The sequence below is a fragment of the Saccharothrix luteola genome (assembly GCF_020859565.1).
GTDB classification, from domain to species: domain Bacteria; phylum Actinomycetota; class Actinomycetes; order Mycobacteriales; family Pseudonocardiaceae; genus Actinosynnema; species Actinosynnema luteola.
Window position 1 is genome coordinate 79,012 of the sequence record NZ_JAJHUO010000028.1, and the last position, 7,252, is coordinate 86,263.

The window sequence follows — 7,252 nt, forward strand, 5'->3', positions numbered from 1 at the left end:
CCTGGCTCAGTCCTTCCAGGGCATCTCGTCGCGCAGTCCTTCGTGGATCGCGTAGGCGTTCTTCACGGCTGCCTTGAGCGCGCCCTCCACCCACCGCCGGTGCCGCCGGTCGCACGCGTCGTTGGCGAACCACACCCGGTTCACCGGCCGGATCACGTCCTCGTAGAACGTCTCGCTCATCTCGAACGCCCGGAACAGCGGGCCGATGCCGCACGCGAACCAGTCGAGCGCCCAGTCCTTGTAGACGCCGAACTCGAACGTGTCCCGCGCCTCCGGGTGGATCTTGACCAGGTCCTCCAACGCCTGCATCACGCTCTCCTCGCCGGCCAGCGGCGTGTACGGCATGCTGTCCTGCTCCCAGCAGTACGACGCGATCATCACGCCCTTGCGGAACCGGGTGTCCTGGCCCGCGGGCGGGTAGACGATGTTGCGGATCGCCAGGTCGGTCACCGTGAGGCCGTGGGTGATGCCGTACGCGCTCTCCCACCACCGCTCGCTGAACTGCATGAAGAGCTTGTGCGCCCGGCCGTAGTAGGTGTTGCGGATGGCGTACCACTTGTCCGGGTCGAGCCCCTGGATCTCCATGTGGCGCAGGCTCGCGAACGGCACCGTCACGATGCACTCGTCCGCGTCGATCGTCTGCGTGCGGCGGCCGGCGCGGTAGTGCACGCGCACGCCGGTGTCGTCCTGATCGACGCCGTGCACCAGGGCGCCGAGCCGGATGTCGTCCATCAACTCTGCCTCGTACGCGCGCGGCAGCGAGTCGGCGCCGTCGACGATGTAGACGAGGTGACCGAAGACGTCCTCGTAGAAGTGCGAGAACCACTCGACGAGGGAGAAGTGGTAGCGGCCCTCCAGGTTGAACAGCGGTCCGAGCATGGAGAGGGCGCCGTCGCTGAGGCCGCGTTCCTTGAGGTAGCCCAGCAGCGTGTACCGGTCGTAGTCGGTCAGCAGGCGGTGCCACGCCTTGGCCTCGTCCTCCTGCTCCATGATGTCGATCAGCGGCTGCACGGTGTGCCGCAGCAGGTCGTGCGGGGCCTGGTCCGCCTCGCCGGGCTGCAGGTCGAACGAGAACTGGTCGGCGCTGAAGTCCCGCCGCCGCACGCCCTTTCCCTGGAGGTACACGAACGTGTCCTCGTCGTACATGGGGAACGGTTTGGTGGCGAGCTTGAACTTCTCCTCGATCAACCACGAGACGAGCGGGTGCTGCTGCGGGAACCGCATCGCGCCGAACTCGCCGTACATGTCTCCCGCGAAACCGCGGTGGGTGAGGATGCGCCCGCCCAACCGGTTCTGGCCTTCGAGGATCGTCACCTCGTGCCCGGCGTCCTTCAACAGCATGGCCGCGGTGAGCCCGGCCATCCCGGCGCCGACGACGACGATCCGCCGTCGTGGCGCGGTGCTGTCCGGCAACCCTTGTTTGAGCAGGTCGAGAACGTCCAACGGCATCGAGACCACCTATACCCGGTCGGACCCGCGGTCGTGCCGCGGACTGTTTGGCAGAAGAGGTGGCCACCCTCGGTAATCCGACCGTACTCGGCCTCAAACCCGTGGCCAACGCCCTGATGGGGTGAGGCGGAACGTCGCCGGATGCGTTGAATTCGTCGGTGGAAGCGCCGAAGTGCGGAGTCACGGGGTGTCGCTCTGCGGCCGAACGGGGTGCTCGTCCACCCTGTCGGGTGGCCAGTCCGACGAAGTGCGGCCTCGGACCCCGACCCGCTGCGCCGACACCTGTCCCGGCCCGGTGCCGACGGTGAACGGCTCGGGCGGGGTCAGGCCACCCGGAGCGGCAGGTGGTCGAGGCCGCGTTGGGTCGCCGTCGGCCTTCTCGCGGGCTCGCCCGCCGCGTCGAGCCGGCCGACCCCCGCCAAGGCGCGGAACAGGGTCAGCAGCACCTGCCTGCCCAACGGCCCGCCGAAGCACGCGTGCACACCGCGGCCGAGGCCGAGGTGCGGGTTGGGCGAGCGGGTGAAGTCCGCCTCGTCGGGAGAGGGGAACACCAGGGGGTCGCGGTTCGCCGCGGCCAGCACGACGACCACCACGTCACCCCGCCGAAGCCTCCGGCCGCGCAGGTCCACATCGGACTTGCAGTGCCTGCTCACCGCCTGCACCGGACCGGCCAGGCGGATCAGCTCGTCCACCGCCCGTCCGTCCAGTGCGGACAGTTCGGCGCCGGTCCACGACCGCCGCGAGGTCAACCAGTGCAGGGAGTTGGCGATCAGGTCGCCGGTCGTGGAGTAGCCCGCGTCGAACACCGCGCGCAGCGAGTTGACGAGCACCCGGTCGTCTCCCGGCCGCACGGCGTCGAGCACGCCCCCGGGCGCCGCGCCCTCCCGCCAGCCCGCGATGAGCTCGTTGAGGGCACCCCGCGCGGCGAGGGCGGGTTCCAACCGGGTCGGGTCGAGACCGGAGTCCATGCCGAGCACCATCGTGCGCGACGTCTCCCGGTAGCGCCGGTGGTCGGCCGGGAACCCGATGCCGTAGAGGTCCGCGACCGCTTGCAGCGCGAGGGGTTCGGCGATGTCGTGCACGAAGTCCACCACGCCGTCCAGGTCCTGGACGAGGTCGTCGGCCAGCTGCCGCACGGACTCGCCGACCAACGCCTCCCGGGACCGCAGCAGGCCCAGGAACAGGTGGCGCACGGGCGTGGACTCGGGCGGGTCGAGCACGTGGAGGTTGCGCACCGCCTCGGGCACCGGCCGGCCGAGCGCGGCGGGGTCCGAACCGAACGCGTCGGTGTCCTTGAGCACGCGCGTGCAGTCGTCGTGCCGGGTGAGCACCCAGGCGCCGAGCCCGTCGTGCCGGTGCACGGGGTCCTCGGCGCGCAGCCGCGCGTAGACGGTGTGCGGATCGGCGAGCATCGTGGCCGACAGCGGGTCGAAGATGCTGGACACAGGGCTCCCCCGGGCCGTGGTGGGGTGCGCCCGGGCGCACCCCACCGGATGGTCATCGACTACTAGTGGACGTAGAACATGGCGCGCACCTCCCTCCCTGTCAGGGCCGCACGTCGTCGTCCCTCACGGCGAAGCGCCCCACGGCCCACGCCATCGCCCGCATCGACTCGCCCAGCGCTCCGGTGTGGACGCTCGACAGGTCGTCGCAGGGCTGGTGGTAGCACGGGTCGTACGTCATCCCCGCCGTGCCGCCGAACACCGCGGCCTCCTCCGGGGTCTTGATGCCGCGCACCCCGCCGAACGCGCCGCCGACCGGCACGCCCACCGCGGCGAACGGCTCCTGGTCGGATCGGATGTCGTTGAGGTCCGCGGTGCGGAACGGCACGTCCCGCACCCGGTACCCCTGGGACAGCACGGCTTCCACCACACCGGACCCGGGTGGCCCCGGCGGCGAGCCGGTGCCCGGGTGGTCGCTGTCGTCGCCGTCGACGACGAAGTGCACGTAGTTGGGCGAGGCGATCAGCTCCCAGTTCAGGTACAGCGTGATCGCGGCCAGCTCCGGCGGCGCGAGGGTGCTCACGTAGTGGATCGAGCCGACGTTGAGCCACTCCTCGGCGCCCCAGAACGCGAAGCGCACCTTGTTGACCACCCGCGCCTGGTGCGGCGCGAGGCGGACCGCGGTCTCCAGCAGCGCCGCGACGCTCGTGCCGTTGTCGTTGACGCCCGGTCCGTCGACCGCGCTGTCGAGGTGGGCGCCCGCCATGACGACGCTGTCCGCCCGGCCGCCGGAGGTCTCGGCGAACACGTTCACCGTGACGTCGTCGAAGGAGTGCCCGCGCAGGTCCAGCGACGCAGTGCCGGGCGTCAACGACCGGGCCGAGCGCTCGCTGATGAACGCCACCGGCAGCGGGGCACCCGGCACGCGGCGGCGCAGCACGGCGTCGATCGCGGGCGACACGTCGTAGAACAGCACCGCCCGCACGCCCGCGGCCCGCGCGGCCACCGCCTTGTCGACCGTCGGGCAGCCGCCGGCGGGCGCGACCGCGATCGCGGTGCCCGCCGGGTAGTGCCCGGCCTGGCAACCGTCACCGGTCGCCGCCGAGAGCGCGCCCGTGACCTGGCCGGACGGGGTGAACTGGCCCATCAGCGCACGGACCCGCGCGCCATCGGGCGCGGTGAAGACCTCGACGTCGGCCGTGAACCCCGTGTAGGGCACCGGCTGGGCCGTCACGTGGTACCCGGCGCGCCGCAGGACGCGCTCGACGTGCTCCCGCGACCGCTCGAACCCGGGGGTGCCGGCGGCCCGGTTGCCGCCGTGGCGCTTGGCGGCGGCGTCGAACTCGACCAGCGTGGCGAGCGCGGACGGCGTGCTCACCGATCCGGACAGCGCACGCGCCAACCGGTCGTCCCGGGGTTGGGCGCCGGCGGGCACGGCGGCGAGCACAATGAAGACGACCGCAAACGCGACAATGCGCATGTCTTGACCCCCGAAATAGTCACAGACGCGCCACGAATAGGTGCGAGCGCGACCCGGAAACACTCCGAGCGGCGACTCGACCTAGCCGTCGCCATTCTCCCCTGTGTTCGGAGGCTAGCGCCGACCCGGTGGCCGCGCAACCGTCCGAGCTGCGGGGTTCACAAGACCGGAGTAGTTGCCGCACATTCCTGGCGATCGAGAATTCCGACCCTCACCGGCGATCTTCGACTTCACCGAGGCGGTGAATACGTCAACGAAGGCGAGAATTTCGAAGGTCAAGCATGGCGCCATTTCGAGAGCATCAGGAACACCTCTCGACGCACTGCGGAACGTCACTGTGAGCAACTGAACCGAGGGCGACTTGCAGCTTGCCAGGATGGCCAGGGAGTTCTAGAGTTCTAGAAGTGTCAGTTCACGAGGTGGTCAGGGCCGGCGGGATGGGCGCACCCGACGCGGCCGGTCGGTTCGGGAGGTTCGGCGGGCGCTACCTGCCGGAGGCGCTCGTACCCGCCGCGCAGGCGGTGGAGGCGGCGTTCCGCGAGGCATGGTCGGATGCCGCGTTCACCGCGGAGTACCGGCGGCTGCTCGCGACGTACGTGGGTCGACCCACGCCGTTGACGGAGTGCTCGCGGTTGTCCGAGGTGTTGGGCGTGCGGGTCCTGCTGAAGCGCGAGGACCTCGCGCACACCGGGTCGCACAAGATCAACAACGTGCTCGGCCAGGCGTTGTTGGCCCGCCGGATGGGCAAGCGGAAGCTCATCGCGGAGACCGGGGCCGGGCAGCACGGCGTGGCCACGGCGACCGCCGCCGCGTTGCTGGGACTGGGTTGCACCGTCTACATGGGACACACCGACGTCCGGCGGCAGGCGGTGAACGTCTTCCGGATGGAGCTGCTCGGCGCGGAAGTCGTGCCGGTCACGTCGGCGAACGGCGTCGGCACGTTGAAGGAGGCGACCAACGGGGCGCTGCGCGCCTGGGTGAACGAGACCGAGGACGCCCACTACTGCGTCGGCTCCACGATGGGCCCGCACCCGTATCCCTGGATGGTGCGGGAGTTCCAGCGCGTCATCGGCGACGAAGCACGCGCCCAGTGCGCCGAGCTGCTGCCCACGGCTTTGCCGGACGTGGTGGTGGCGTGCGTGGGCGGCGGGTCGAACGCGGCGGGGACGTTCGCCGGGTTCGTCGACACGCCGGTCCGGTTGGTGGGCGTGGAGGCGGCGGGCGGCAGCGCGGTCGAGAAGGGGAAGCTCGGCGTGCTGCACGGCTTCATGTCGCACTTCCTGCAGGACGACGACAGCCAGGTGCTCGAAGCGGAGTCGATCTCGGCCGGGCTGGACTACCCCGGGGTCGGGCCGGAGCACGTGCACCTCGCGGAGGCCGGGCGGGCGCACTACACGAGCGTGACCGACGAGCAGGCGCTGCGGGCGTTGAAGCTGGTGACCAGGACCGAGGGGATCCTCCCGGCGCTCGAATCGGCGCACGCCCTGGCGTGGGTGGTGGACGCCGCCGCGACCGGTGAGCTGGCGGTCGGGTCGACGGTGCTGGTCACGTTGTCCGGCCGTGGCGACAAGGACATCCAGCAGATCAGGGAGCACCTGCGATGAGCGTGTTGGAACGGCGTCTGCGGGACGCCCGTGAGCCCCTGCTGATCCCGTACGTGATGGCGGGCGTCGTGCCGGATTGGCTCGACCTGGTGCGGGGCGCGGCGGAGGCGGGCGCGGACGCGATCGAGATCGGCCTGCCGTTCTCCGACCCGATGCTGGACGGGCCGACCGTGCAGCGGGCCGCCGCGCTCGCCGCGGGTCGGGGTGGACGGCCGAGACCGTTGTTGGACGAACTGGCCGGGCTCGACCTCGACGTGCCGCTGGTCGTCATGACCTACGCGAACGTGGCGATGACGTTGGCGCCCGAACGCGGTGTGGCGGGGTTCCTCGACCACCTGGCGTCAGTCGGCGTCCAGGGCGTGATCGTGCCGGACCTGCCGTTGGAGGAGTCGGCGGAGTACCGGGCGCGTGCGGCGGAGGTCGGGGTCGCGGCGGTGCTGCTGGCCGCGCCCTCGTGCGGCGACGACCGGTGCCGTGAGATCGCGCGGGCGTCGTCCGGGTTCGTGTACTGCATGAGCTCGATGCGGATCACCGGTGAGCGCGCCGACCTCGCCACGACGGCACGGGAGACCGCACGGCGGGTGAAGGGGATGACCGCGCTGCCGGTGGTCACCGGCTTCGGCATCTCGACGGTCGAGCACGCGGTGGAGGCCTGTGCGGACGCCGACGGCGTCGTGATCGGCTCGGTGCTGATGCGGATGCTCGTCGACGGCGCGCCGGTCGCCGGGGTCGTGGACGAGGTGGCCGCGTTCCGCCGGGCGCTATCCTCCGTCGGAGGTTGAGAGTCGGGGGTTCCCACCAGTGGACGACGGGCGGCGCACGGGCCGCGACTACGGCACGCGCGTGCCCAAGTACCTGGCGATCTACCGGGTGCTGGCCGACCGGATCGCGGACGGGCGGTACCCGGCGGACGCGCCGCTGCCCGCGCAACGGGAGTTGGGCGAGGAGTTCGACGTCTCGTTGATGACGGTCCGGCAGGCCATCCAGGCGTTGGAGGCGGACGGGCTGCTGGAGACGCGGCACGGTGTCGGCACGTTCGTGCGGCGGCCCGCGTTCGCCTACGGCCTCACCGGGTTGCGGAGCCTGTCGCAGGACTTGGTCGAGCAGGGCATCGAGCTGGAGACCGAGGTGCTGGACGCGCGGCTCGTCGTGCCACCCGGTGACGTGGGCGCGCGGTTGGGCGTCGAAGAGGGTCGGGTGCTGGCGGTCGAGAGACTGCGCAGCACCCGACCCTCCCCCGGCGTGTGCGTCCCGCTGCTGCTCCAGACATACAAACA

The 7,252-nt window shown here is 71.1% G+C and carries 6 protein-coding genes; 3 read left to right on the forward strand and 3 right to left on the reverse strand.

Annotation, left to right across the window (positions count from 1 at the left end; all coding sequences use genetic code 11):
• Positions 1-6: 6 nt before the first annotated feature.
• The 3 genes from LNK82_RS34290 to LNK82_RS34300 all read right to left on the reverse strand — a co-directional run bounded on the left by LNK82_RS34290 (position 7) and on the right by LNK82_RS34300 (position 4,371).
• Positions 7-1,449 (reverse strand): flavin monoamine oxidase family protein, encoded by a 1,443-nt coding sequence (locus LNK82_RS34290; protein ID WP_230571075.1) that lies wholly within the window; start codon positions 1,447-1,449, stop codon positions 7-9.
• A gap of 323 nt (positions 1,450-1,772) precedes the next feature.
• Positions 1,773-2,894 carry a cytochrome P450 gene (locus LNK82_RS34295; RefSeq protein ID WP_230571076.1) on the reverse strand — a complete coding sequence of 374 codons (1,122 nt, stop codon included), beginning with the start codon at positions 2,892-2,894 and terminating at the stop codon, positions 1,773-1,775.
• 100 nt (positions 2,895-2,994) lie between these two features.
• Positions 2,995-4,371, reverse strand: a complete 1,377-nt coding sequence (locus LNK82_RS34300; RefSeq protein WP_230571077.1) for a M28 family peptidase — start codon at positions 4,369-4,371, stop codon at positions 2,995-2,997.
• Positions 4,372-4,808: 437 nt separating this feature from the next.
• Here LNK82_RS34300 and trpB point away from each other — a divergent pair, with 437 nt between their 5' ends.
• From trpB to LNK82_RS34315, 3 genes are all read left to right on the forward strand, one after another.
• A complete protein-coding gene (gene trpB, locus LNK82_RS34305; protein WP_230571137.1) occupies positions 4,809-5,975 on the forward strand; it encodes a tryptophan synthase subunit beta in 1,167 nt (388 codons plus the stop codon).
• Positions 5,972-6,757 (forward strand): tryptophan synthase subunit alpha, encoded by a 786-nt coding sequence (trpA, locus tag LNK82_RS34310; protein WP_230571078.1) that lies wholly within the window; start codon positions 5,972-5,974, stop codon positions 6,755-6,757. Before trpB ends, trpA begins: the two co-directional genes overlap by 4 nt.
• A gap of 19 nt (positions 6,758-6,776) precedes the next feature.
• Positions 6,777-7,252 (forward strand): GntR family transcriptional regulator (locus LNK82_RS34315; protein ID WP_230571079.1); only part of this gene is annotated, 476 nt, incomplete at its 3' end.

Bases quoted from the DNA above. Each gene is read 5' to 3' on its own strand.
- LNK82_RS34290 (WP_230571075.1), bottom strand. From the start codon at position 1,449: ATGCCGTTGGACGTTCTCGACCTGCTCAAACAAGGGTTGCCGGACAGC.
- trpA (WP_230571078.1), top strand. From the start codon at position 5,972: ATGAGCGTGTTGGAACGGCGTCTGCGGGACGCCCGTGAGCCCCTGCTG.
- LNK82_RS34300 (WP_230571077.1), bottom strand. From the start codon at position 4,371: ATGCGCATTGTCGCGTTTGCGGTCGTCTTCATTGTGCTCGCCGCCGTG.
- trpB (WP_230571137.1), top strand. From the start codon at position 4,809: ATGGGCGCACCCGACGCGGCCGGTCGGTTCGGGAGGTTCGGCGGGCGC.